Raw genomic sequence first — 23,601 nt, forward strand, 5'->3', positions numbered from 1 at the left:
ATGAAGTGTGATTAGTTTATATCATAATTACATCTTGACGTCTTCCATTGGCATATATTATATTTAGTACGCCCCTTGCTATATATGCGCAATTTGGACTAAACTTATTCTTCTTACGCCAGAACAATGATGTTAGCTGGCGAAAGGAAAAAATATCTTCTCTTTTCGCCAGTAAATGAATCAACACTATAGGTTGAGTGCTGGTAGGCTGTTAATGGCATCCTCTTTCAATTTGTCCACTGCACGAGTATATTTTTCGGTGTGCTTCAATCCGCTATGCCCTAAAAGACTTGCAACGGTCTTGATATTGGCACCATTATTCAAGATATTCACGGCAAAACTATGGCGGGCACAATGCCAGCTGATGTGTTTATTGATACCTGCACGCTTTACCCATCGCTTTACGGATTTGCAACAACTCTCGTATGTCGGTAAGTTGAAAATGGAGGAATCTAAGTCTTCGGGGGCTTCTCCTATCAATGAAAGCAAACCATCGTTCAAAGGGATAACTACGCCACTATTGGCAGAATGTCCTTTAGTCTTATTCTGCTCAAACTTCAACAAGTGGTTGGTGTAGTCGATATTCTTATAGGTCAGGTCTTTCACATCGCAGAAACGTAAACCGCAATACAGGCAAAGAATAAATGCTCGTCGCACATTTGGGTTCTCGTTTTCGTAATGGCATTGGATTAAAGATTGGATTTCGTCCATAGACAATACATCCTTACGCAAGATCTGCTCATCTACCTTGCACACCACACCCTTGCATGGGTCTCTCAACATCACTTCATGGTCGATAGCATAGCGCACCACTTTCTTGAAACGCTGGTAAATGCTCTTTGCACCCTCACCAACACTTCGCGATTGCAGATACTCCACAAATCGTTCCATCATTTCTTTGGTTATCAGATCGGGCTTGATACTAAACTCATAGAGAGGATAGTGCTCTTTCAGAAAGTCCTTAAAACGATTCAAAGCAATCTTAATCATTCGCAGGTCTTTCTTGGTATAGCTATCAATGTAAGCCTGATAATAGTCTAAGAAGTTGATATTTCTATCTTTCTTCAAACGATAGCCGAGCATACTTTCCTTAAACTGTTGTTCACGCTCTGCACGGATCTTGGCAGCCAATTCAAGTGTTTCTTTGTTTTGCTGTCGCTCGGCAGGAGTGCGTGGCTTAGCTGTTAAATACAACTGCAGATTTTCTTTTCGTCTGTTGTGTTTGATGTGAACTTTGGGCTTACCCACCATCTTACCTGTTTCATACAAAACAGGCTTGCCATTATCGTCCAAAATAGGTGTTTCTTCTCTACCGAGATAATACTCCAAATAGAGACTAATCCGACCATCGGCAAGCACATTTTGCTCCAATTTCGGGTTTTCCTTTGCTTTATTCTCTAACTTTGCCATAATTGATAGTTATGTACCTAAATGCGTATCAAACCGAGTAAAATCATTAACTCGTTTATTTTCAGATGTTTTCTTATTTTGCAAAGATACTAAAAAGTTTCGGATATCAAAGTGTACTAAAAGTGTACTATCTAACGAAAAATAGGCAAAAATGGACAAAATTATCAAATATGACAAAATTATAAATTGCTGATTATCAATATAATATATTCTTTTAATTTCTCTTGTTTTTACGGCATTGTACCGGGTCTGGGTACAAGGTGAAAAGCTAAGTAATTGATTACTCAATACTTAGCTTTTTCTTGTTTTATGAATGTTCCCGAATTGTGCCCAATTAGAAAGAGTAATGATTAGAATATTCACGATGATACCGATGGTTGATGACTTCAGGCAGCGTTTCACGCTTGGTAACGATTTTGTTGTCGTGGCTGACTCCGGGCAGATGAACAAGAATAACGTAGCACTGTTGCGGAAGGCCGACTACAAGTATATACTCGGAGCACACTTCAAGAGTGGGAGCACAGGCATCAGGCAATGATATTATCGTTGGACAAGAAAGACAGGGTGTACCATGAATACAAGCGACAGAATGGAGAACGAATCATTGTCTACTATTCCGAGAAACGTATAAAGAAGGATGCCTATAGGCGTGACAGCGGCATTGCCCGTCTGAGGGAAGCCTGTAAAAGCGGGCACATCACAAAACAACAGGTAAACAAACGGGGTTATAATAAGTTCATAAATTACGGCAGTTGCTTGCACCGGTCCCAACAAGCCTTTCTGGTTTGATAAAACATAAAGAAAGCGTGGACCGCTGTACCGTCACCCGTCCAGCGATCTGAGGTCTTCGCATTGCGGACCAGTAGATAATTAATGGGGATTATCATTTACCTCCACTGATTCTTTACTGTCAGTGTGCCGAGGGTAAACACGAATGGTGTTGAGGGTGTACGCCCATAGTGTCAAGGCTTAGTACGGATCATGTTAAGCATTATAATTCTCCTGAAAGTAAGCTTTCTGAATAATCGTGATTCCCCAATAAAAAGGCTGCCGCAGAAGAATATACTTTAGGATAAGACATAGTCTGGCATTCATTCACGGCAGATGCGCCTGTGATTGGTCTGCTGTGATTTTTTTCCTGTCACTGCTGTCACTCTGTAAATACGTATAACAGACTAATAGACAATGTATTAGTGAAGAATGTTAAAAGTGACGGCAAATGAGAAATAAACTTTTGCAGTAAACAGTCGGTAATCCTGTCCTCATTGTCAGCATCCTGGCCACTCTAAACTTTAGAAGATTTTTTATAAGCAGAATGAGTCTACCCCCACGAAAGATCTACTGTCCCCGCATTGCCCATTCCTGTTGAACGAGCAACGTAGAAGCCACGCCGATATGATATATCTCACCCAAGGCATACCCTCTCTGGCGATAGAGCATACTCCGGGTTAGATGTACACACATCCACAAGGCATCTACCGTTGCCTCATCCTTGACAGTAGTTGAAAGTTGCGAAGTTTCAGATCGCCAAGAACAAAGCGTTAGTAAACGCTTTCCCATATATGTCATCCCCCTTTCAGGCTTCTGCTGAAGTTTCTGCCATTTCGGGAGGATGTTGCAAATTTACGAAAAAACATATAATTCCAGCTGGCATCCAGATGTTATTTATGTATAAATTCTTGCCAAATCAACCTTTTTTGCTTACCTTTACACCAAATTTCAATAATGGGATTATGAGTTACAACTTATTAAAAGGTAAAAGAGGTATTGTTTTCGGTGCCCTCAACGAGAAGTCAATCGCATGGAAAGTAGCAGAACGAGCAGTGGAAGAAGGTGCGGTAATCACCCTGTCCAACACGCCTGTAGCCGTACGTATGGGTACGGTAAGTGCTCTGTCGGAGAAGCTGCATTGTGAAGTGATTCCTGCAGATGCCACCAATGTAGAAGACCTGGAGAACGTCTTCAAGCGTTCCATGGAAATCCTCGGGGGAAAGATTGACTTTGTCCTGCACGCCATCGGTATGTCACCGAACGTCCGCAAGCACCGTACATACGATGACCTGGACTACAAGATGCTCGACACCACGCTCGACATCTCTGCCGTTTCGTTCCACAAGATGATTCAGAGTGCCAAGAAGCTCGATGCCATCAACGATTACGGCTCCATCGTGGCATTGTCTTACGTTGCAGCCCAGCGTACCTTCTACGGTTACAATGACATGGCGGATGCGAAGGCGTTGCTGGAGAGTATCGCCCGCAGTTTCGGTTACATCTACGGCCGTGAGCATCATGTCCGTATCAATACCATTTCCCAGTCGCCCACGATGACAACGGCCGGTGCCGGTGTGAAGGGCATGGACAAGCTCTTCGACTTTGCCAACCGTATGTCGCCTCTGGGCAATGCCAGTGCTGACGAGTGTGCCGACTACTGTATCGTGATGTTCTCCGACCTCACCCGCAAGGTGACCATGCAGAATCTTTTCCACGACGGTGGCTTCTCGAATGTGGGCATGAGCCTCCGCGCCATGGCTACCTATGAGAAGGGACTCGACGAATACAAGGACGAGAACGGGAATATCATTTACGGATAAAAGGCTCATCCTGCCAATATGAAATGCTCCGGCAAGTTTTGCTTGCCGGAGCATTTGTTTTCTGCGGATGTATCATGCGGCAGGACGACGCAAGGTCATTCCACTGGTTTTCTGTTCTGGTGAATCCGGTTCATCTTCCTTGGGAAGAACCGGGCAGCGCATCACGAGTCTGTGGAAAGGCTGTCCCACAACTTCTTGTAAAAGGGATGGCGGGTCATTGTCCGGACATTGCCGAGGATTATCAGCTTCATGCGGGCACGTGTTATGGCAACATTCATACGCCGCAGGTCACGCAGGAAACCGATCTGCCCTTCTTCATTGGAACGCACAAGAGAGATGAGTATCACGTCGCGCTCCTGTCCCTGGAAGCCGTCAACCGTATTCACGCTGACAAGACTCCGATAAGGCTTGAAGAACTCCCGCTTCTTTATCAGGCTGCGGAGGTACTGCACCTGGGCACGATAAGGCGAGATGATACCTACGTCAATCCGTTCGTCCAGCACACGCTGCCTGCCAATCTTCGTGAAATAATCCTTCAATGTCTTGAGTGTCAGCTCTGCTTCTCCTTTGTTGATGCGCCCGAAAGAAGAACCGACAAACTGCTCGTGGAAGGAGGCTTCCTTGTCTTCGACTGATGGAACAGATGTTTGATTACCTTCACTTGCCGTTGAACCGGACGCTGCTGTCATGGTATCATCAGAGGTGTCAATCCATACCATCGGGTTGTCATAATCGAGGATGCCTCGGTACTTGATCTGCGGAGCCGCCTCCACCTGTCCGCCATAGAACCAGTCGGACGAGAAACGCATGATTTCTTCGTTCATGCGATACTGCACTTTCAGCAGTGTCACGACCTCCGGCTTGTTCTCCACGATGCGTTCCATCAGTGTCTTGCCCAATCCTCCCCGCAAGGCGGCAATGCTCTTTACTGTCGGCGGCAGCTGGCAGTGGTCACCCGCCAGGATGACTCTCGAAGCCCTGCGGATGGCAATCCAGCAGGCAGCCTCCAGTGCCTGTGCTGCCTCGTCTATGAACAAGGTGGTGAACTTCTGCCCCTCCATCACCCTGCTGCCGGCCCCGACCAGGGTAGAAGCAACGACACGTGCCTCACCAAACAGACTGGTATGGATGCGTATCTCAAGCTCCGTGGCGCGGCTCTTCAGACGGTCCATCTTCTGATGATAGCTCTCAGATCCCCGTTTCCTGTTATTCCGCAATTCACGAATAGCCTTCCGTATCGACCATAACTGTGGATAATCCGGATGCGCCTCGAACTTCCGTTCGTATGTGAAACCGAGCATCTTGTCATTCACACGGGTAGGATTGCCGATGCGCAGGACATTGATGCCCCGGTCGATGAGTTTCTCTGAGATCCAGTCTACGGCCATGTTGCTTTGCGCACAGACCAGCACCTGGCTCTCCCGCATCAGTGTCTCGTTGATGGCTTCGACCAGTGTCGTCGTCTTTCCTGTTCCTGGCGGACCGTGGACGACCGCCACGTCCTTCGCCCACAGCACCTCGTTGACCGCCCGCTCCTGCGCAGGGTTCAGCCAAGGCAGGCGAATGGGGGAAAAGGAGAATCTCTCTGCCTTCTGCCGTGAACAGAACAAGTCGCGCAGGTAGGCCAGCCGGTTTCCCTTTGCCTTCATTGTACGGTCCAGTGCATCGAACATCATCTGGTAGCTTGTCTCATCAAAGCCCAACTGACAGCCTGTCTGCTCCGAAGCCGACTGAAGGTCCGGCAAGGGGGCGGAGTCGGGGACTGCAACTACCATACGGTCGCCTTCCACATACGATACGGTACCTGTGAAACCATAGTATTTCAGTCTGCCACCCGCCTTGTCTCCACCATCAACATACCTGAAGAACAACAACGGCCGGCCGCATTCAAAGTTGTGTTCTATGTCGCTGTCCTGCGTACGGAACACCTCGATGCAGAGCTGGTTCAGTCCGTTATAGAACCGCTTGCCCACCTTTATCGGAAACCAGGCATCGCCCCGTTTCACTTTCCGCTGCATACCGGTGGCTTCCGTCTGTTTTCTGAAGGTTTCCTTTTCGGCATAATACTCCATCTGGAGCAATAACCGCTGTCGTTGTAAGAGTTGTATGGGAGTTTCCTGAAACATTGCTTTATAAGTTGACGGGATGATAAGTTGACAAGTTAATTGTAAGTAACTAAGCGAATACTTGGGTAACACTCTTCTTTGCAAGCTGATTGTGAAAAGAATCGGAACATTAAAAGAAGAACATCATACGCCCATTCTGCCTCTTTTGTTCTAATGCCTCTCCCATCTGCTTGGCTGCTGACTTGAAAAAGAAAGCTATAAGATGCTATCTGATATTCTTCAAGTATGTTCTGAAAATTCCACACTGGTCAGTTGACGGCCCCCACAAGATACAGGCCGGAACTAACAGCTGAAGTCGTCATCTACCTCGGCGGCTTTCCCAAGCTGCTGCCCGCCCTGTGCACAAGATGACAGGAACAGCACGACCCTGAGATTCTCATAATGTGCCGGTACCGAAAGAACCAGGTCCAGCTTTCCGTCACCATCCAGGTCGCCGGCAAAGAGAAGACGGAACCAAGCATCGTCCACCTGCGCTTCCCGGACAATCCGCTCTCCGTTCAGCAGCAGACAGTAATTCTTGTAGATGTCCTCCCCTTTCGCCTTTGCCTCCAACTTGTAACGTCTCCCGGAAAAAGTGAAATTACGGACAGTGCCGGGTTCAAGGTAAGAACTGTCTGAGAGTTCAACGTCGGCCACCTGTACCTTTCCCATTCTTATGGGCAGCTGATTGACAAACAGAATCGTTTTCCGCTTTCCCCGCAGGTCTGATGCCAAATCACCTGTACAGGGGTCTTCCTCTTTCCGAATTCGATAATGCGCCTTTCCAACGTAATAATCCTTTCCTTGCTGGTAAAGTTCAGTCCAGTTCCTGTCTATCAGCGTGTCCGGGTCACACAGGCGATAGAGGAAGGGTACAAGAATCTTATACGTAAGCGGCTTCGCCCTCACGGTTTCTGCAACCTCCATTTTCTTTGCGGAGACTGTATCTTTCCGCAATACCGGTTCCTCATGAACGCTGCTGACAGGTTTCCTGTCCGTACACGACAGGAGCATCACGCAAAGAACCGGCAATAAGAAAAGTGTCTTTTTCCTCATCATAATCATACGCTTAACGCCTTCCGGCATACGACATCTTCCATCTAAACACAGTGCAAAAATAATGTTTTTCCTTGTATATTACAACCTGCCGGCTGTACTTTTCCACATACCGTTTCAACAGCCGTCTTCGTAGTAGCCACCTTTTTCCTTGATGTAGTCGATGAGTTCTGCGAAGAGCGGGTTCTGTCTTAACGTTGCCTCATTGCCGGTAAGAACCAGCTGCTTGCGTGCCCGTGTGATGGCGACGTTCAGCTTCCGGTCGATGGGCTGGCCGTCCTCATAGAAAGTATTGGCGGTGAGGAAATCGAGCTGGTAACGGCTTTGAATCGTGAAGGAATAGAGGATGATGTCACGCTGGCTGCCCTGGTAGCGTTCGACCGTGTCGATGCTGATTTCTTCCAGTCCCGGGATGCCGAGTTTCTCGATTTCCTTGCGAATCATGGCTATCTGATTGCGGTAGGGAACGATGACTCCCACGGATTTCTGCGGATTGAAGTCGCTGCCGAGCTGCCGGTGCAGACGGTGGAGCAGATCGGCAATGATCTGTGCTTCTTCCGTGTTTACCTTTTCGGAAACATTCAGTTGCCGGCAGGATTTTGAAGGAATGAAAATCATGCGATGGGTCTTCAAGATGTCGTCAGTCTCGTCTTCGCTTACCTCATGATAAGGCAAGGTCTGTTCCAGCTGATGCGCCAAGGGCACACATTCCAGTTGCTCTTTCGCATAGAACCTGCGGTTGGCAAAATCGGCAATGTCAGGGTGCATTCGTCCTTGTTTGTGCAGTGTGCCGATGAAGTCTGTGCGTCCTGCTGCCCGCTCTGTGAGGATGAGCCGCTCGAAGAGGGAGTTGGCGCAGGAGGTGAGGTGGATAGCTTCCAGTGTTTCGTCTTCGACAATCACTTCCGCATCACTCTGTTGCACAACCGCCGGCAGCTGTTTGTGGTCGCCGATCAGTATGAACTTCCGGATTGCCCGCTCTTCCTTGTGCCGGCTTGTCAGCAGCCCGATAATATTCGGTTCTAATATCTGACTCGCCTCGTCGATGACGGCGAGGTCAAATTGCTTGATGTTGAACAGGGCAGAACGGGAATTCATCGTTGAGGTGGTGGCTACCACAATCTGCGCATTCTCCAAGGTCGACCTGATGGTGTGAAGAGACGGGCTCTCGTCGATGACCTCCTGTAACAGATGGTCGCTGTATTCCGGGGAACAACTGAACTCATTACCCATGCGGATATAGTCCAGCATATTCTCTGAAAGCATATTGCAGATCTCGTCGACAGCACGATTTGTATAGGCCAGGAGAAGGATTGAACTTTGAGCTTTGGGCTTTGAGCTTTGAACATTATTACATTCTGCTAACTGTTCACGCACAAGGAACTGCAGTGCCTGTGAGGTCTTCCCCGTCCCCGGAGGACCGATGAGGAGAAAATAGTCCTGCGCCTGTTTCGCTTTCAGGAGAATCTCGTCATAACCGGGATGGTAACCGCACGACAATCTCAAGGTCTTGTCCACACGTGGCGCACGCTGGCCGAGGAGCAGCCGGCGGCGGTCTGTTTCCGAGGTGATGAACGTGTAGAGGCTCCGGATGGCCGATGTGCCGCCGATGTCGCTTCCAGCATGTTCGATGGCGAAGCGTTCTCCGCTGATCAGGTCGGGGTTCTGCTGTCCGTCGCTGAGGTGTACGACGATCCGGTCGCTGTGTATCTCCTGCAGCGATCCCTTGAAGAGAATGCTTTTCCGCACGTCCGGTTCTTCGTTTTTCCTGTACGCATAGAGGTAGACCATGTCGCCTCTGCGGAAATTCGGCAGGAAGTCATCCCCCTGCCGGGGTATGCAGAGTGTCACCGTGTCGTAGCCGTTGGACGAGGTGCTGCGTTCTTTGCCCATGAGGGTCAGTTCTGTGTAGATGTTGCCTGTCTCTTTCTTCTCTGCCAGGGGCATGTTCCAGAGGTCGGCACAGCTGTTTCCCACGCCCTCCTGCGCTCCCACTTTCGATACAAGCTGTTCCTTGATGACAAAGGTCATCATACGTATGAAGTAGGCCCGTTCCAGGCTGTCGAGCCGGTGGAGGGGTGCAAGTGTCTCCGTAAGCTGTGGCAGGAGGTATTCATGATAGAACCGGTCGTTCTGTTTCCCGGTGTTCAATGTCTGTGGGGTAAGCAGTGGCAGTATTCTGCCAAATCCGTTCTCTGCCATCCAGAACTCCGTCGCCACGGCCTGGTTGCGGAAGCGGATGGCCTCGTGCAGGAGCGATTGCAGCGGCTCCACCTCGAGCAGTCCGTCGGGCAGAGGATATTTCGAGTACATCAGCCGGATGTGTGCCTGTTTCGGGGTAAGGCGGAAGTTGTATTGCAGAATGCCGTAGTAGAGGAGCAGCTGTACATAATGTTTCTCCACATGGAGTGACCCGTGCGGATTCCGGAACTTGCGTTCGATAAAGATGTTCTTGCCCGACTTCTGTTCGACAAGCAGCTTCAGGTCGGTCGTCATCAGGTCCACACGTCCCTGTATGCCCAGCCGTTCGCAGACGAAAGACGGCTCGAGGATGGCTTTTCTACGGTCGAAAGTGCGGAAGATTTCATCCACAATATCCTTGATGTTCTCCACCTGCCGTCCGGCCTCCTGCTTGAAGGCTGCGGCGTCAAAGTTGGGACAGGTGGCGAAGTCCAGTGCCTTTTCCCGGAAGTTGGAGCGGAAGGTGTCCTTGATGTCGTAGTGTCCGGGATGGTTGATGATGTCATCGAGTGCAGCCCCGGCGAAGTTACCCAGCACGGTATATTTGTTGGCAGGCCGTGTACCGAGCCGGTTAACCGTGAAGAGCAGCGGGTGGTGTCCGTAACTCTCAAAGCAGTTGGCGATGGCGGATATATCCAGCAGATAGTCGGGCTCTACGACGATGAGCCTTGGCACTACCTTCCGGTGTGTGACGGTGCAGTCGAGGAGGTTCAGCTGCATCCCCTCGCGCAGCAGCGGTCGCAGATAGCTGAAGTCGACATATTCCGGCGTGTCCGTATAGTCTACCGTCAGGAACTTCTCACTGCAGTCCTGGTTGGTCACGGCCACCTGGATTGTTTCCTCGTTCCACTTCCTTACGATGCAGCGGATGTAACGGTAGTTTGCAATCTGTATGTGCTCCGTCATGCGTCCGTGTTCCGGTATCCTGCCGACAAGGAACGGGGGAACCGGCTCCTGTACGACGGCAGAGACGAAGAGAGCGAGGGCACGGCAGTCGTAAGCCACGTCGTCGGGCAGGACGGGTGCGCTGGAATTGCTGTGCCGGCGCATCTTCTGGATGGCGACGATGTCCTGTGGAGCTATGTTATGTTGCCGGCAGAGCGACTCTACCTGCGACGAGAGGTTGCCGAAACCGTGGCGGGTCTCCTTCAGTCCTTCGTGACAGGCGATGACGAGTGCCTCGTGCATGATGCGCGGCTGTGCTTCTGCCGGTGCTGAAAGGATGTCGGCGATGCGTGTGAAAAGTTCGTGTGCCATAGAAAAGTATCTCTCCGTCCTTCCCGAAGAAGAGGAGTTGAAATTATGCAGTGCGTGAGGACAGAATCTTTAGTGTATGTCCTGTGTGAAAGCTGTTGCCTTGAAACCGGGTCATTACAGTTTGTCTTTGCTGTCAGACGGCACTTGTCCTGAATTATTTCCGTGAAGAGAAGAATTTCTTTTCATGAAGAAAAATATTTCTTTTCATGAAGAAAAATATTTCTTTTCACGAAAATAATTCCGCAAAGATAGCTTTGCCCTGTTCTTTACTGTCCTCCCAGGCGTTCAAAGAAAGTGATGATTTCTTCCCAGGTCTTGAACTCATCGCTGCCGAAGTGCAGTGTTGTTCCGAGGAAGTCGTCGTTTCCGGTGCTGCTGATGAGGTAGTCGCCATAAAGAAGCTGTGGCTGGTTGGTGAAGAAGACGTGATTCCATGCCGGCGTACTGAAGGTCTCTTCAATCCATTCCTGCTGCCTGGCAATGGCTTCCGGACTGTTCGTCGGGGCAGGACAGACGAAGAAGACGTTGTAGTTGTCGAGTAAGAACTCGTAGGCTTTGTGGAGGCTCGACTTCGGTTTTACGTACCCGTCGGCAAGAGTGTTCTGGTCGATGAATACTGTCCGGCGTTCGCGTCCCTCCTGACGGTCGTCAATCCATCGGACGACCGGCATGAGATAGTGGAAGATGGCCTTTTCTATGAGGCGGTGTTCTCCGTGGAAGCGGATGGCCTGCGGGTAATGCTCCCGGAACAGATCGAAGGTGTGTACGACGGAGTCGGCATCGCCGAAGAGCCCGAAGACGTGCTGCCGTTCCTCCTCGTTCACCTGTGAGAAGCATTGCTCGGTCATGTCCCTGTATTCCTTCACCAGTGCTTTGGTGACGATGACCTCCTGTACGCCGTCCTGCCGTTCGTTCTGGTAGACCTGTTTCCCCATCATATTGCTCTCGGTGAGGGTTGCTCCCATCTGGAAAGCAGGGTTCACACAGATGCGGTCGATACCATAGAGCATCTCTGTGTACATGCCTCCCATCGACGTGCCGATGATAAGGTCAGGCTTCTCTGTGCCGACGAGATTCCGCAGCAGTTCCATCGCCTCCTCGGGATGTATGGGGAGGTCGGGGGCGATGACGGTTGCCTGGGGCATGTAGTCGCGCAGAATCTGTGCGGTGTGGGTGGATCCGGCTGACATGAAGCCGTGAACGTAGATGATTTTCTTCCCAGCCATGAGGTCGGGGAAGGTTTTCTTATATTGATTTTCCATAAGCGGTGATAAGCGGTGATAGGTGGTGATGGGCGGTGTGATAGGCGATGATGGGCGGTGATGAGTCTTACCCTGACTGGCTTCCGTCAGGCACTCCCCTCCTTCTGAGAGACTGGGGGAGGCTTCACTATACCAGCGGCAGGCTGATTCCGTTTATCTTCTGATAGATGTCCAGAGCATAGATGTCCGTCATGCCGCTGATATAGTCGAGCACAGCCATGATGCGGGTCTCCTTGTCGGGACTCTGGATGTCGTACTGGCTGGAGAAGCGGTGGATGAGCTGCTGGCTGTGGAAATGGTCCGGCTCTGCAGCAGCACCGATGAGGGCTTCCATGAGTGTCTCCATGATTTTATATCCTGACAGTTCGACGTCGAGTACGGCCTTGCTGCGGTAAATCTTGTCTTTGGACACCTCCGTACAGTGCTCGTAAGCCCGTCGGGGGAGTTCAGAGATGTGTTTGATGAGCGACCCCTCGAATGTCCCGTTGAGAATTTCCTCCTCGTGCCTGACAAAGGCTCTGACACATTCCGCCTCCAGCAGGCCTACGGCGCAGGCGCGGAAGTAGACCACCTGTTCGTTCCGGTCGGTCACCCCCTCGTCCACGATGCGTCGGCGGATGCCCTGTCTCGTGTCTTCATCAAAGAAGCCGAGAAGCAGGTCGGCGGTCTCCTCGGACGACAGGAGCTTGAGCTTGTGCGAGTCTTCAATGTCCATGATCTCGTAACAGATGTCGTCTGCAGCCTCCATCAGGTAAGTCAGCGGGTGTCGGACATAGCAGATGCCCATCTCCGAACGGTCTTTCCGGATGATGCCCAGTTCGTCTGCTATCTTCTGATACGTTTTCTCCTCCGTGGCAAAGAAGCCGAACTTGCCATGCTTCCCTGCATAGGAAGAGCTGAAGGGGTACTTCACGATGCTGGCCAGCGTACTGTAAGTCATGACGAAGCCCCCCTCCCTCCTGCCCAGGAAACGGTGTGTGAGCAGACGGAAGGCATTGGCGTTGCCCTCGAAGTGGGTGATGTCGTCCCAGAAGCGGCGGCTCACATCTTTCTTCAGACCGGCTCCCGGCCCTTCGGTGAAGAATGCCTGGATGGCCTTCTCGCCGCTGTGACCGAACGGAGGATTCCCCATGTCGTGCGCATAGCAGGCTGTCTGTACGATCGTGCCGATCTCTTCGAAGAGCGTCCCGCGCAGCTCCGGATGGACTTCCGTCAGTTTCCGTGCTACGTCATCGCCCAGCGACTTGCCCAGTGAAGCCACCTCCAGCGAGTGGGTAAGACGGTTGTGTACGAAGACGCTGCCCGGAAGCGGGAACACCTGGGTCTTGTTCTGCAGCCGCCGGAACGGTGCGGAATAAATCAGCCGGTCGCTGTCGCGTTTGAATTCGGAGCGGTCGTCGTGCCGCAGTGCGTGCCGGTCTTCCTGTCCGAGCCGCTTGTTGGAGATGAGTTGTTGCCAGTCCATAAGTGTTGGGTGTTGATGAATTGTCGATGGGGTGTCGGGTTGAGGCGGAATCTTGAAAGCCACACGCAAAAGTAATTAAAATTGGCTAAAAACCATCTTTTTAGCCCGTATAAATATAGTTTTATGGTATTAATTGCTTAATTTTGCACCTTATTATATGTCAATGATACGGATAAAAGTAATCAATAAAGGGCATCAGCAGCTTCCTGCCTATGCCACTTCACAGAGTGCGGGGATGGATCTCCGTGCCAATATCGACACCCCGATTGTATTGCAGCCCATGGAGCGGAGGCTCATTCCTACAGGGCTTCACATCGCTCTTCCTGCCGGATTCGAGGCACAGGTGCGCCCACGCAGCGGACTGGCCCTGAAGCATGGGCTGACTGTTCTCAACTCTCCGGGCACGGTTGATGCCGATTATCGGGGGGAAATCATGGTGCTGCTCATCAACCTCTCCAGTGCGCCTTTCACTGTCAACGACGGCGAACGCATCGCCCAGATGGTCATCGCACGCCACGAACAGGCGGCGTTTGTCGAGGTGGAAGAACTGGACGAGACCGAACGGGGCGAAGGCGGTTACGGACATACGGGTATGAAGTGAAGACAAAGAAAGGAGACAGACGAATGTTCGGTAACGGTTTATTGAATTTCGTAAAGATGCGCCGTATGGTCCTTGTCTTGGCATTGACGGGGGCTTCGCTGGCGGTGCAGGCCGACCGGAAGGACAGTCTGCAAAGCTATGATTACTTCTATCTGGAGGCTTTGCGTCAGCAGGACATGGGCAACCTGACAGCTGCCTTCGACCTTCTGTGCCATGCCCGTGACCTCAATCCGCAGGCACCGGAGGTGTATTTCCAGCTGGCGGGCTATTATGTGGACATGAAGAACGACTCCCTGGCACGTGCATACTTCGAGAAGGCGGCGGCACTTGACCCGGACAACACGGCCTATCAGGAAAAGCTCGGACAGCTCTATGTGACGCAGAAAGATTATCCCGACGCCATCAAAGCCTATGAACGGCTCTATGGTTCCAACAAGGCACGCACCGATGTGCTGCAGCTTCTCTACCAGCTCTACGGCTCGCAGAATGATTACCGGAAGATGATCAGTACGCTGGAACGGCTGGAGACCGTCGAAGGCAGCAACGAGCAGATCTCGCTCAGTAAGATGCAGATCTACGAGCAGATGGGAGAGAAACGCAAAGAGTATGACGAACTGAAGTCGCTTGTCGACAGTCATCCCCTTGAACTCAACTATCAGGTGATGTTCGGGAACTGGCTTCTGCAGAACGGCAAGAAGAAGGAAGCCCTGCAGAAATACCGTGACGTACTGAAGGATGACCCTGACAATTCGCTCGCCCGGCTCTCGATGATGGATTACTACAGCAGCATCGGCGACCAGACGACAGTGAATGCGATCAGACGGGAACTGCTGCAGTCGGCCAAGACGGAGCAGAATACAAAGGTGGAACTGCTGCGGCAAGTCATAGCAGCCAGCCAGAAGGACAATACCCCTGACAGCACGGAAGTCATGCGGCTCTTCTCTGTGGCACTGGCGGCTCCGCAGGAGAATGCCGACATCCTCATGTTGAAAGCCGCATACATGACACTCCGCAAAATGCCGAAGACTGACATCAATCATGTCTATGAGCAGGCCATCGAAGTAGAACCTGATAATTCAAGGGCAAGGATATTGCTCATTCAGAATATCTGGGAGACAGAGGACTACGACAAGGTGATTGCCATATGCCGTCCGGCTCTGGAATACAATCCGGATGAGATGGCTTTCTATTACTTCCAGGGTATGGCACAGTACCAGAAACATGAGAATGATGCAGCCCTGACGACTTTCCGAAAGGGTGTCGGTCAGATCAAACCTGACAGCAACCCCGACATCGTGTCAGACTTCTACGCCATCATGGGCGACATCCTCCACGAGAAAGGACTCAACGATGAGGCTTTCCAGGCTTACGACAGCTGTCTGCAGTGGAAACCGGACAATACGGCGGCACTGAACAACTATGCCTATTACCTCAGTGTGGAGAACCGGAATCTTGCGAAGGCGGAGCAGATGAGCTACAAGACCATCAAGGCAGAGCCTTCCAACAGTACCTTCCTCGATACCTACGCATGGATCCTCTTTCAGGAGAAACGTTATGAGGAAGCAAAGATATACATAGAGCAGGCCATCCGCAACGATTCGACACTCAGCGGTGTCGTCAAGGAGCATGCCGGCGACATCTATGCGCAGACCGGCGACATGGAAAAGGCACTCGAGTACTGGCAGCAGTCACTCGAAGGAGGCAACACAAGTGCTACGCTGAAGAAAAAGATACAACAAAAAAAATACATAGCAGAATGATAACGAAAACAAAATTGCTTGCAGGCATGGCGGTCTTCGTCCTGGCATCATGCGGTACGCATAAGGCGGTGGTGGAGCAGAAGCCTGTGCTGAAGTCTACGACCGGTGACACACTTCGTACAGCAGACGATTCGACAAGGAATAAGCTTTCCTACATACAGCACATATCCGACAAGGCGCTCTACCAGAAGAATGTCGTGTCGAACCTTACTTTTACAGTCAACAACGGCCGTAAGGACATCACCGTCCCGGGCATTCTCCGTATGCGCAAGGATGAAGTCGTGCGTCTGCAGCTCCTCCTTCCGATTCTTCACAGTGAGGTGGGGCGTATCGAGTTTGCGAAGGATTATGTCCTGTTCATCGACCGCATTCACAGGCAATACGTAAAGGCAAACTACAACGATGTGGCTTTTCTGCGTGACAACGGAATCAGTTTCTACACGCTCCAGGCTCTTTTCTGGAATCAGCTGTTCATCCCCCGTCAGCAGAGAGTGAGCGAGGCCGATATGTCACAGTTCTCGGTCGATACCCATCGGCTGGAGGTTGACGGCAGTGCGAAAATCGTTCTGAGGGATGGCAAGATGACCTACAAGTGGGTCATACCTGCCCGATGGGATCAGATTGCACACACTGCTGTCTCTTACACCAGCCCCACTCACGGCACATCAGAACTGTCCTGGTTCTATAAAGATTTCAAACCCTTCGGTTCAAAGCAGTTCCCGGCCAGTCAGTCCGTAGAAATCCATACGCCGGCCATCGGTCAGCGGCCGGCGAAGACGCTCAAAGCCAGCTTTGAACTCGACGGTTTCAGCGATGCCAGTGACTGGGAGCCTTTCACGACTCCTTCGGATAAGTACACGAAAGTAAGTGTAGAGGAAATCCTCGGCAAACTAATGAACTTTTAAATGAAACGACTTTTTCTATTATTCCTGTTCTCGTCAATCGGTGTGCTGACTACTTTCGCCCAGCATACGAAGAAGAATGGAACAAAGCTGAAGACACCTGTTGTCCAGTCTATACCGGCTCCTTCGGTCAGTACAGGAAAGAGTGGGGCTGCACAGAAGAAAGCACGTAGGACAAAGACAGAAACGCCGGCTCCTGCGGTGAAAGGACAGCGGCAGACATCTGCGAAGGGACAGCCGCAGCCGCTTGTGAAGGGAAGGCAGCCGCAAGTCAAGGGACACCAGTCGCCACAGGGAAAGGTGCAGCAGAACGTCCGTGGCAAGGCCTCCGCACGCAATGCCCGCACCGGTAGAAAGAGTGCGAAAGCTCCGGCTTATGTGACCACAGAGGAAATCAAAGGTCTGCAGAAGCAGAACCAGCAGCTGCAGAAGGAAATATCAGAACACGAGGAAGAAGTGAAGATAAAGCAGAAGGATGTCGACAGCCGTCTGCAGAAGATTGTCCGGCTTGATACGGAAATCGGCCAGCACCAGCGGACGATAGACAACATCGCCACCGACATCAGAGGGCTGGACACGAATATCGGTATCCTGAAAGGGCAGCTCTCCTCCCTCGAGGCGCAGCTGGGCGAACGGCGTGCCCGTTTCATCCGATCCATGCGCTACATGGCACGTCACCGCAGCATACAGGACAAGCTCATGTTCGTCTTCTCTGCCAAGAGCCTGACGCAGATGTACCGCCGTCTCCGCTTCGTACGGGAGTATGCCGCCTACCAGCGGGCGCAGGGCGAGCAGCTCAAGGCCAAGCAGCAGCAGGTGGACCAGAAGCATACGCAGCTGAAGCAGGTGCGCGGAAACAAGAGCAATCTGCTCTACAAAGACCGGCAGGTTCATGCCCAGATGGAACGGAAGCGTGTCGAGCAGCAGACGGTCGTGGCCTCTCTGCAGAATGACCAGAAGGTGCTTCAGGGTGTCATTGCACAGCGTCGCCAGCAGCAGCAGGCGTTGAACGCTCAGATCGACCGCCTCATCCAGATAGAGATACAGAAGGCCCGTGCCCGCGCCATCGCCGAAGCCAAGGCGCAGGCGGCTGCCCGTGCCGCTGCCGCAAGAAAACGTGCGGAGGAACTTGCACGCAAGAAAGCGGCTGCCGAGGCGGCTGCCCGTGAGAATGCACGGCGTATTGCCGAAGCCAGGGCACGTGAGGAGAAAGCCAAGGCGGCTGCCCGTGCGGCTGCTGAAGCCGCCGAGAAGGCACGCCAGGAAGCGGCCGCAAAAGCCGCTGCAGCCCGTGCCGCCGCCGAGAAGACACGTCAGGAGGCATTGCAGAAAGAGCGTGCCGCCGCCCGGGAACGGGCCATCCGCAAGGCCGAGCAACAGGAAGCTGCAGCTCGGGCCGCCCAGGAGAAGGCGGAAGCCCGTGCCGACCAGGAGAAGGCCCGTGCCGACCAGGCTGCCCGGGAGGCTGAGGCCACCCGTGTGGCGGCCGAGCGAAAAGCGGCTGCCGACCGTGAGCGCGCTGCCCGCGAGGCGGCTGCTGCAAGGGCTTCAGCTTCAGAAAGCAATGATATGCTCAGCTCTGCCGACCGAGCCATAACCGGCAGTTTCGCCAACAACCGCGGCCGGCTGCCGATGCCGCTGTCGGGGCGTATCGTCAGCCATTTCGGCCAGTATAACGTCGCCGGTATGTCGAACATCCGGCTGAACAACGACGGCATCAACATCAAAGGTGCGCCGGGCAGTGCTGTCCGTAGCGTCTTCATGGGCGAGGTGAGCGGTGTCTTCATGGCGGGCGGCATGAGTGTCGTGATGGTCCGCCACGGTATCTATATCTCTGTCTATGCCAACCTCGGTTCTGTCAGTGTCGGAAAGGGACAGAAAGTCGGCACGGGCCAGACCATCGGTACTGTCGGCAGGAGCGGCATCCTGCAGTTCCAGCTGCGCAAGGAAACAGCCAAGCTGAATCCGGAACAGTGGCTGCGCTGATCCGGCTGACACCTTATTATATATACGAGAGGCCCGGAGAGGAGCGGTGTGAGGACTCTTCTCCGGGCCTCGTTCTGTCATACGACTTCTGTCGCCCGCAATTCTCTGGTGGCAGAAGTGACGGGTTGTTCGTGAAGATAAAAAGGATTCTGTGAAGAGGTTGTGGACTGCGGACTCTGATGTGCTTCCATGTTTGTAAGAACAGGTTGTGAATCATCTGATTTTCAGCTGGTTACAAGGTGCATGGGAAGATGTGCCTACTTGCCGTGCAAGTAAGGCCTGATTGAAGCTCAAGTAAGGCCCTATTGAGGCCCAAGTAAGGCTTGTTTGAAATCCGAGTGACGGTCAGCAGAATTCCGGAGTGAATCCGGTCAATTTCCAGACAGGTTAAAATGCTCTGTGAAAGAACATAATTGTTCTTTTTTTCGCAGTAGAACAAGAGGTAAGGGGAGAGGGGAAATTGCAATTTAGTACTTAAATTATTTCCTGCTTTGCAGATAAATGTTTATATTTGCAAAAAATAAGCTGCGCTTGGAAAACGTGGGGCAGGTTTCCCTTGCTCCTTCCATGTTTTTTGCAGCATGTAAAACCAGAAAACAATGCAGACGAATTGTCATCTCTCTGTTCTTATTCATGAACAAGCCAAGAAATACGGTGCAAGACCGGTACTGGCCTTCCGCAGCTTCGGCAGCCTGAAGTGGAAGACTGTTTCGTGGAATCAGTTCTCCATGCGTGTGAAGGAGGTTTCCAACGCACTGCTGAACCTCGGCTTGAAACCGCAGGAGACGATTGCGGTGTTTGCGCAGAACTGCATCCAGTATCTTTATACTGACTTCGGCGCATACGGTGTCCGCGTAATCAGTATTCCTTTTTATGCCACCAGCTCAGAGCAGCAGATACAATACATGATTCAGAATGCAAGCGTAAGATTCCTTTTTGCAGGCGAGCAGGAGCAGTACGACAAGGCGCACCGTGTCGCCGCACTCTGTCCTACGCTGGAACGCATCATCGTCTTCGACCCGAGCGTGCGTATCAGTTCGCATGACCCCAACAGCATTTACTTTGAAGATTTCCTGAAGTTGGGCGAGGGACTGCCGCGGGAACCGGAAGTCGAGGAACGCTGGGCGGCGGCGGAAGAAGATGATATCTGCAATATTCTTTACACGAGCGGTACGACGGGGGAGAGCAAGGGCGTCGTGCTGACCTACAGGATGTACCGTGCGGCACTGGAAGCAAACGACAGGTGTGTGCCGGTGGATGAAAAAGACCGTATCATCAATTTCCTGCCTTTCGCTCATGTCTTTGAGCGTGGATGGGCTTATCTGGTACTTTCCGAAGGGGCACAGATGATCGTGAACACTTATCCGAAGGAGATTCAGCAGAGCATGCGGGAGACGCATCCGACGTGTATGTCGGCCGTACCCCGTTTCTGGGAGAAGGTCTACGTGGCTGTCAAGGAACGCATGGACAATTCCGGTGCCGTACAGCGCAAGCTCTTCTATCACGCCCTGAGCGTCGGAAGAAAACGCAATGTGCAGTACCTGTCGCGTGGAAAACGTGTCCCGCTGGCACTGGAGATGGAGTACAGGGTCGTCAACAGGACGATTTTGAGCCTCGTCCGAAAGCAGCTGGGGCTGGAACATCCGAATATCTTCCCGACGGCAGGTGCCTACGTTTCACCTGAGGTCGAGGAATTCGTACACAGCATCGGACTGAACATGATCGTCGGCTACGGTCTGACGGAAAGTCTGGCCACGGTCAGCTGCGACCATCTGGGCGAGCCTTATACCATCGGGTCTGTAGGCCGTCCGATTGAAGGCATAGAAATAAAGATCAGTGACGAGGGCGAAGTGATGCTGAAGGGGCCTACCATCATGCCGGGCTATTTCCGCCGTGATACGACGAATGCGGAGGTCTTCGACAAGGACGGATTCTTCCACACTGGCGACTCGGGCTATCTCAAGGACGGTGAACTGTTCCTTAAGGAGCGCATCAAGGACCTCTTCAAGACTTCCAACGGCAAATACGTCGCGCCGCAGATGGTGGAAGGCATGCTGCTGGTGGATAAGTTCATCGAGCAGATTTCCGTCATCGCCGACCAGCGGAAGTTCGTTTCTGCACTGATTGTTCCCGAATACGATGTGCTGGAGGAATGGGCAAAGGAGAACCACATCGAGTTCAACGACCGTGAAGAGCTGTGCCGGAACAGGCAGGTCAATGCGATGATGCGTGAGCGTATCGAAACCTTGCAGCAGCGTCTCGCACCTTACGAGCAGATCAAGCGTTTCACGCTTCTTCCACATCATTTCTCGATGGAGAGCGGTGAACTGACGAATACGCTGAAGCTGAAGCGTTCGGTTGTCAACCGCCATTATCAGGATGTGATTGACAAGATGTATGAGGAGTAGGCAGAGTGATGGATGGACAGATTGGCGGGTTGATCATCCTCTTGGCTATCATTACTGATATTGCCGGTGTTGCCAGCCCTGCTAATGTCGTCAAGTCCTGATTTCCCCCTTGATTCAGCCAACGATAAAAAGAAGAAAAATGATAACAGCAGACCAGCTAAAAGATATCCAGGTGCGTACAGACGCACTGCACCGCTATCTCGACATTGACAGGAAGCGGATTGAATTTGAAGAAGAGCAGCTCCGCACGCAGGCTCCCGATTTCTGGGATGACCCGAAGCGTGCGCAGGAGCAGATGAAGAAGGTCAAGGACATTGAAAAGTGGATCAAAGGCTATGATGAAGCCCGGTCGCTGACGGAAGAGACGCAGCTGGCTTTCGATTTCTACAAGGACGAACTCGTTACGGAGGAGGAAGTTGATGCGGCTTACGCCAAGGCACTCAAGGTGATTGAAGACCTGGAACTCAAGAATATGCTGCGCCAGGAGGAAGACCCGATGGAGTGTGTGATGAAGATCAACTCCGGTGCCGGCGGCACGGAGAGCCAGGACTGGGCGTCCATGCTCATGCGGATGTATATGCGCTGGGGCGAGGCACACGGCTATAAGGTCACGGTCTCTGACATCCAGGAAGGCGACGAAGCCGGCATCAAGAGCGTGACGATGAAGTTCGAGGGCGGCGAGTATGCCTATGGCTATCTGAAGAGTGAGAACGGCGTACACCGTCTGGTTCGCGTCAGTCCGTTCAATGCACAGGGCAAGCGCATGACGAGTTTCGCCAGTGTTTTTGTCACGCCGCTGGTAGACGATACCATCGAGGTATATGTCGATCCGGCACGTGTCAGCTGGGACACTTTCCGATCGAGCGGTGCCGGCGGACAGAACGTCAACAAGGTGGAGTCTGGTGTCCGCCTGCGTTACCAGTATGAAGATCCGGACACGGGAGAGCAGGAAGAGATTCTCATCGAGAATACGGAAACCCGCGACCAGCCCAAGAACCGTGCCAAGGCCATGCAGCTGTTGAAGTCGCAGCTCTACGACCGTGCGATGAAGAAGCGCATGGAGGAGCAGGCGAAGATTGAGGCCGGAAAGAAGAAGATTGAGTGGGGCAGCCAGATTCGCAGCTACGTCTTCGACGACCGGCGGGTGAAAGATCACCGCACGAATTACCAGACATCGGATGTGGATGGTGTGATGGACGGCAAGATTGACGCTTTCATCAAGGCTTACCTGATGGAGTTTCCGTCAGAGGAATAGTCTCACGCTTTCCCTGCAGAAGGAAGGAACGAGACCTTCCCCCGGATCCTTCGAAGGCCGAGGGCCTGCGGAAGCCGGTCAGGGTAAGGCTTATCACCGTCCCATCATCGTTTATCCTTGCCTATCCTCCACATCACTCCTTTCCAGAGAATCAACCTTTTAAAAGAATATAACTATGAGTGAAAGAAGCAAACTGAACCGCAAAGTACGTGAACAGAAACAGGAAAAGCAGGCCAAACGCATTATCTTCTGGATAGGTGCGGTGCTGATTCTGCTGGCCATTGCCTATGTAATCGTCGCAACAGCGAATATCTGACAGCGTCAGAACGAGGTAGGGAAGCGGTCGGGTGAACGGTTGCAAAGTGTCAGGACTCCCCCCGATGTGAGGGGCAGTCAGAGTCCTTCGATGCTGAAGGACCGTGTTCTGGCCTGTTGATGAGAAAAGCAGATGAGCGGATTAGAGATAGAAAGGAAATTCCTGGTACACAAGAAGATGGACTGGAAACGGCTGGCAAGCAGCTGCAGCCATATACAGCAGGGGTATTTTGCCGCTGTCAATACCGTCCGTATCCGTATCCGGGATGACAGGGGGTATCTGACCATCAAGGGACCGTCACATGACGGCGGTCTGTCCCGCTATGAATTCGAGAAGGAAATAACGCTTGAGGAGGCGCGGCAGCTCATGCTGCTGTGCGAGCCGGGGGTGATAGACAAGCACAGGTATCTTGTTCCTTTCGGCGGACATACCTTCGAGGTGGATGAATTCCATGGCGACAACGAAGGTCTGGTGATGGCGGAAGTAGAACTTGGGAGTGAGGATGAAGCCTTTGAAAAGCCCGGTTTTATCGGCATGGAAGTGACCGGTAACCGGCATTTCTACAACTCACATCTGCGTCGGAATCCGTTCAGGATCTGGCGCGGCAGTGTACCAGAAGAATACCGATAGCCAAGGCCGTCACCGTTCCTGCCGCATCTGCCAGGAAGTCGAGCCACTCACCGCTCCGCCTTCCGCCCGTGCAGTTGGCCTGGAGAATCTCGATGAGTCCGCCCATGACAGCGGGCATGAGTCCTGCCCATAGCACGAGGGTTCTGTAGCTGCCACGCCTTTTCGTGCGCAGGTATTCAAGGCTGATGCTCAGTCCCAATATGAGGTACATGGCACTGTGTGTCCACTTGTCTATAAACCGGACTTCACTCAGTGGGGTCTCCGGGATATCCATGAAACACAATACCCAGATACCGATGATAATGACACTGCTGAGGGGGTATCCCATTAGGATATGTCTGTATAAATTCATATTT

16 protein-coding genes and 1 pseudogene are annotated in these 23,601 nt (G+C 52.1%); 10 read left to right on the plus strand and 7 right to left on the minus strand.

The window, feature by feature from the left end:
- Nucleotides 1-186: 186 nt before the first annotated feature.
- A complete protein-coding gene (locus DYH27_RS00855; RefSeq protein ID WP_025068145.1) occupies nucleotides 187-1,410 on the minus strand; it encodes a site-specific integrase in 1,224 nt (407 codons plus the stop codon).
- Between the two features lie 358 nt (nucleotides 1,411-1,768).
- Here DYH27_RS00855 and DYH27_RS13780 point away from each other — a divergent pair.
- Nucleotides 1,769-2,151, plus strand: a pseudogene (locus tag DYH27_RS13780) (IS1634 family transposase); the annotation flags it as partial.
- A gap of 992 nt (nucleotides 2,152-3,143) precedes the next feature.
- The gene (locus DYH27_RS00865; protein WP_025068398.1) at nucleotides 3,144-4,001 is read left to right on the plus strand and encodes an enoyl-ACP reductase FabI; all 858 of its coding nucleotides are present in this window, start codon (nucleotides 3,144-3,146) and stop codon (nucleotides 3,999-4,001) included.
- A gap of 161 nt (nucleotides 4,002-4,162) precedes the next feature.
- Here DYH27_RS00865 and DYH27_RS00870 read toward each other — a convergent pair whose 3' ends face one another.
- The 5 genes from DYH27_RS00870 to dgt form a co-directional block, all read right to left on the minus strand.
- Nucleotides 4,163-6,127, minus strand: coding sequence for an AAA domain-containing protein (locus tag DYH27_RS00870; RefSeq protein WP_025068399.1), 1,965 nt, complete (start codon nucleotides 6,125-6,127; stop codon nucleotides 4,163-4,165).
- Between the two features lie 282 nt (nucleotides 6,128-6,409).
- Nucleotides 6,410-7,165, minus strand: coding sequence for a hypothetical protein (locus DYH27_RS00880; RefSeq protein ID WP_231287471.1), 756 nt, complete (start codon nucleotides 7,163-7,165; stop codon nucleotides 6,410-6,412).
- 114 nt (nucleotides 7,166-7,279) lie between these two features.
- A complete protein-coding gene (locus tag DYH27_RS00885) occupies nucleotides 7,280-10,660 on the minus strand; it encodes a DEAD/DEAH box helicase (protein WP_025068400.1) in 3,381 nt (1,126 codons plus the stop codon).
- 266 nt (nucleotides 10,661-10,926) lie between these two features.
- Nucleotides 10,927-11,922 (minus strand): YqiA/YcfP family alpha/beta fold hydrolase, encoded by a 996-nt coding sequence (locus tag DYH27_RS00890; protein ID WP_025068401.1) that lies wholly within the window; start codon nucleotides 11,920-11,922, stop codon nucleotides 10,927-10,929.
- 127 nt (nucleotides 11,923-12,049) lie between these two features.
- Complete coding sequence (dgt, locus tag DYH27_RS00895; RefSeq protein ID WP_013670593.1) at nucleotides 12,050-13,387, minus strand: dGTP triphosphohydrolase; 1,338 nt, start codon at nucleotides 13,385-13,387, stop codon at nucleotides 12,050-12,052.
- 163 nt (nucleotides 13,388-13,550) lie between these two features.
- On the opposite strand from dgt, the gene dut reads away from it, so the two are divergent.
- The 8 genes from dut to DYH27_RS00930 all read left to right on the plus strand — a co-directional run bounded on the left by dut (nucleotide 13,551) and on the right by DYH27_RS00930 (nucleotide 23,245).
- Nucleotides 13,551-13,988 (plus strand): dUTP diphosphatase, encoded by a 438-nt coding sequence (gene dut, locus DYH27_RS00900; protein WP_025068402.1) that lies wholly within the window; start codon nucleotides 13,551-13,553, stop codon nucleotides 13,986-13,988.
- A gap of 23 nt (nucleotides 13,989-14,011) precedes the next feature.
- Nucleotides 14,012-15,748, plus strand: a complete 1,737-nt coding sequence (locus DYH27_RS00905) for a tetratricopeptide repeat protein (RefSeq protein WP_029216575.1) — start codon at nucleotides 14,012-14,014, stop codon at nucleotides 15,746-15,748.
- Nucleotides 15,745-16,653: a DUF4292 domain-containing protein gene (locus DYH27_RS00910; RefSeq protein ID WP_004354403.1), complete on the plus strand. Its 909-nt coding sequence runs from the start codon at nucleotides 15,745-15,747 to the stop codon at nucleotides 16,651-16,653. Before DYH27_RS00905 ends, DYH27_RS00910 begins: the two co-directional genes overlap by 4 nt.
- A complete protein-coding gene (locus tag DYH27_RS00915) occupies nucleotides 16,654-18,636 on the plus strand; it encodes a murein hydrolase activator EnvC family protein (RefSeq protein ID WP_029216574.1) in 1,983 nt (660 codons plus the stop codon). It abuts the gene before it with no gap.
- A 599-nt stretch (nucleotides 18,637-19,235) separates the two neighbouring features.
- Nucleotides 19,236-21,044 (plus strand): AMP-dependent synthetase/ligase, encoded by a 1,809-nt coding sequence (locus DYH27_RS00920; protein ID WP_029216573.1) that lies wholly within the window; start codon nucleotides 19,236-19,238, stop codon nucleotides 21,042-21,044.
- A 139-nt stretch (nucleotides 21,045-21,183) separates the two neighbouring features.
- On the plus strand, nucleotides 21,184-22,299 hold the full coding sequence (gene prfB / locus DYH27_RS00925; protein ID WP_013670587.1) for a peptide chain release factor 2: 1,116 nt from the start codon (nucleotides 21,184-21,186) through the stop codon (nucleotides 22,297-22,299).
- A gap of 175 nt (nucleotides 22,300-22,474) precedes the next feature.
- Nucleotides 22,475-22,615 (plus strand): hypothetical protein, encoded by a 141-nt coding sequence (locus tag DYH27_RS13345; RefSeq protein ID WP_004354408.1) that lies wholly within the window; start codon nucleotides 22,475-22,477, stop codon nucleotides 22,613-22,615.
- Nucleotides 22,616-22,747: 132 nt separating this feature from the next.
- Nucleotides 22,748-23,245 carry a CYTH domain-containing protein gene (locus DYH27_RS00930; protein WP_025067980.1) on the plus strand — a complete coding sequence of 166 codons (498 nt, stop codon included), beginning with the start codon at nucleotides 22,748-22,750 and terminating at the stop codon, nucleotides 23,243-23,245.
- On the opposite strand, the gene DYH27_RS00935 is transcribed toward DYH27_RS00930, so the two are convergent.
- Complete coding sequence (locus DYH27_RS00935) at nucleotides 23,205-23,573, minus strand: VanZ family protein (RefSeq protein WP_013670585.1); 369 nt, start codon at nucleotides 23,571-23,573, stop codon at nucleotides 23,205-23,207. The two genes, DYH27_RS00930 and DYH27_RS00935, sit on opposite strands and share 41 nt — an antisense overlap.
- Nucleotides 23,574-23,601 lie beyond the last annotated feature (28 nt).

Source organism: Prevotella denticola, from assembly GCF_900454835.1.
Taxonomy (GTDB): Bacteria; Bacteroidota; Bacteroidia; order Bacteroidales; family Bacteroidaceae; genus Prevotella; species Prevotella denticola.

What these genes read in the sequence shown, in the direction of transcription:
- DYH27_RS00855 (WP_025068145.1), bottom strand. Translation starts at nt 1,410, where the DNA reads ATGGCAAAGTTAGAGAATAAAGCAAAGGAAAACCCGAAATTGGAGCAA.
- DYH27_RS00865 (WP_025068398.1), top strand. Translation starts at nt 3,144, where the DNA reads ATGAGTTACAACTTATTAAAAGGTAAAAGAGGTATTGTTTTCGGTGCC.
- DYH27_RS00870 (WP_025068399.1), bottom strand. Translation starts at nt 6,127, where the DNA reads ATGTTTCAGGAAACTCCCATACAACTCTTACAACGACAGCGGTTATTG.
- DYH27_RS00880 (WP_231287471.1), bottom strand. Translation starts at nt 7,165, where the DNA reads ATGATGAGGAAAAAGACACTTTTCTTATTGCCGGTTCTTTGCGTGATG.
- DYH27_RS00885 (WP_025068400.1), bottom strand. Translation starts at nt 10,660, where the DNA reads ATGGCACACGAACTTTTCACACGCATCGCCGACATCCTTTCAGCACCG.
- DYH27_RS00890 (WP_025068401.1), bottom strand. Translation starts at nt 11,922, where the DNA reads ATGGAAAATCAATATAAGAAAACCTTCCCCGACCTCATGGCTGGGAAG.
- dgt (WP_013670593.1), bottom strand. Translation starts at nt 13,387, where the DNA reads ATGGACTGGCAACAACTCATCTCCAACAAGCGGCTCGGACAGGAAGAC.
- dut (WP_025068402.1), top strand. Translation starts at nt 13,551, where the DNA reads ATGATACGGATAAAAGTAATCAATAAAGGGCATCAGCAGCTTCCTGCC.
- DYH27_RS00905 (WP_029216575.1), top strand. Translation starts at nt 14,012, where the DNA reads ATGTTCGGTAACGGTTTATTGAATTTCGTAAAGATGCGCCGTATGGTC.
- DYH27_RS00910 (WP_004354403.1), top strand. Translation starts at nt 15,745, where the DNA reads ATGATAACGAAAACAAAATTGCTTGCAGGCATGGCGGTCTTCGTCCTG.
- DYH27_RS00915 (WP_029216574.1), top strand. Translation starts at nt 16,654, where the DNA reads ATGAAACGACTTTTTCTATTATTCCTGTTCTCGTCAATCGGTGTGCTG.
- DYH27_RS00920 (WP_029216573.1), top strand. Translation starts at nt 19,236, where the DNA reads ATGCAGACGAATTGTCATCTCTCTGTTCTTATTCATGAACAAGCCAAG.
- prfB (WP_013670587.1), top strand. Translation starts at nt 21,184, where the DNA reads ATGATAACAGCAGACCAGCTAAAAGATATCCAGGTGCGTACAGACGCA.
- DYH27_RS13345 (WP_004354408.1), top strand. Translation starts at nt 22,475, where the DNA reads ATGAGTGAAAGAAGCAAACTGAACCGCAAAGTACGTGAACAGAAACAG.
- DYH27_RS00930 (WP_025067980.1), top strand. Translation starts at nt 22,748, where the DNA reads ATGAGCGGATTAGAGATAGAAAGGAAATTCCTGGTACACAAGAAGATG.
- DYH27_RS00935 (WP_013670585.1), bottom strand. Translation starts at nt 23,573, where the DNA reads ATGGGATACCCCCTCAGCAGTGTCATTATCATCGGTATCTGGGTATTG.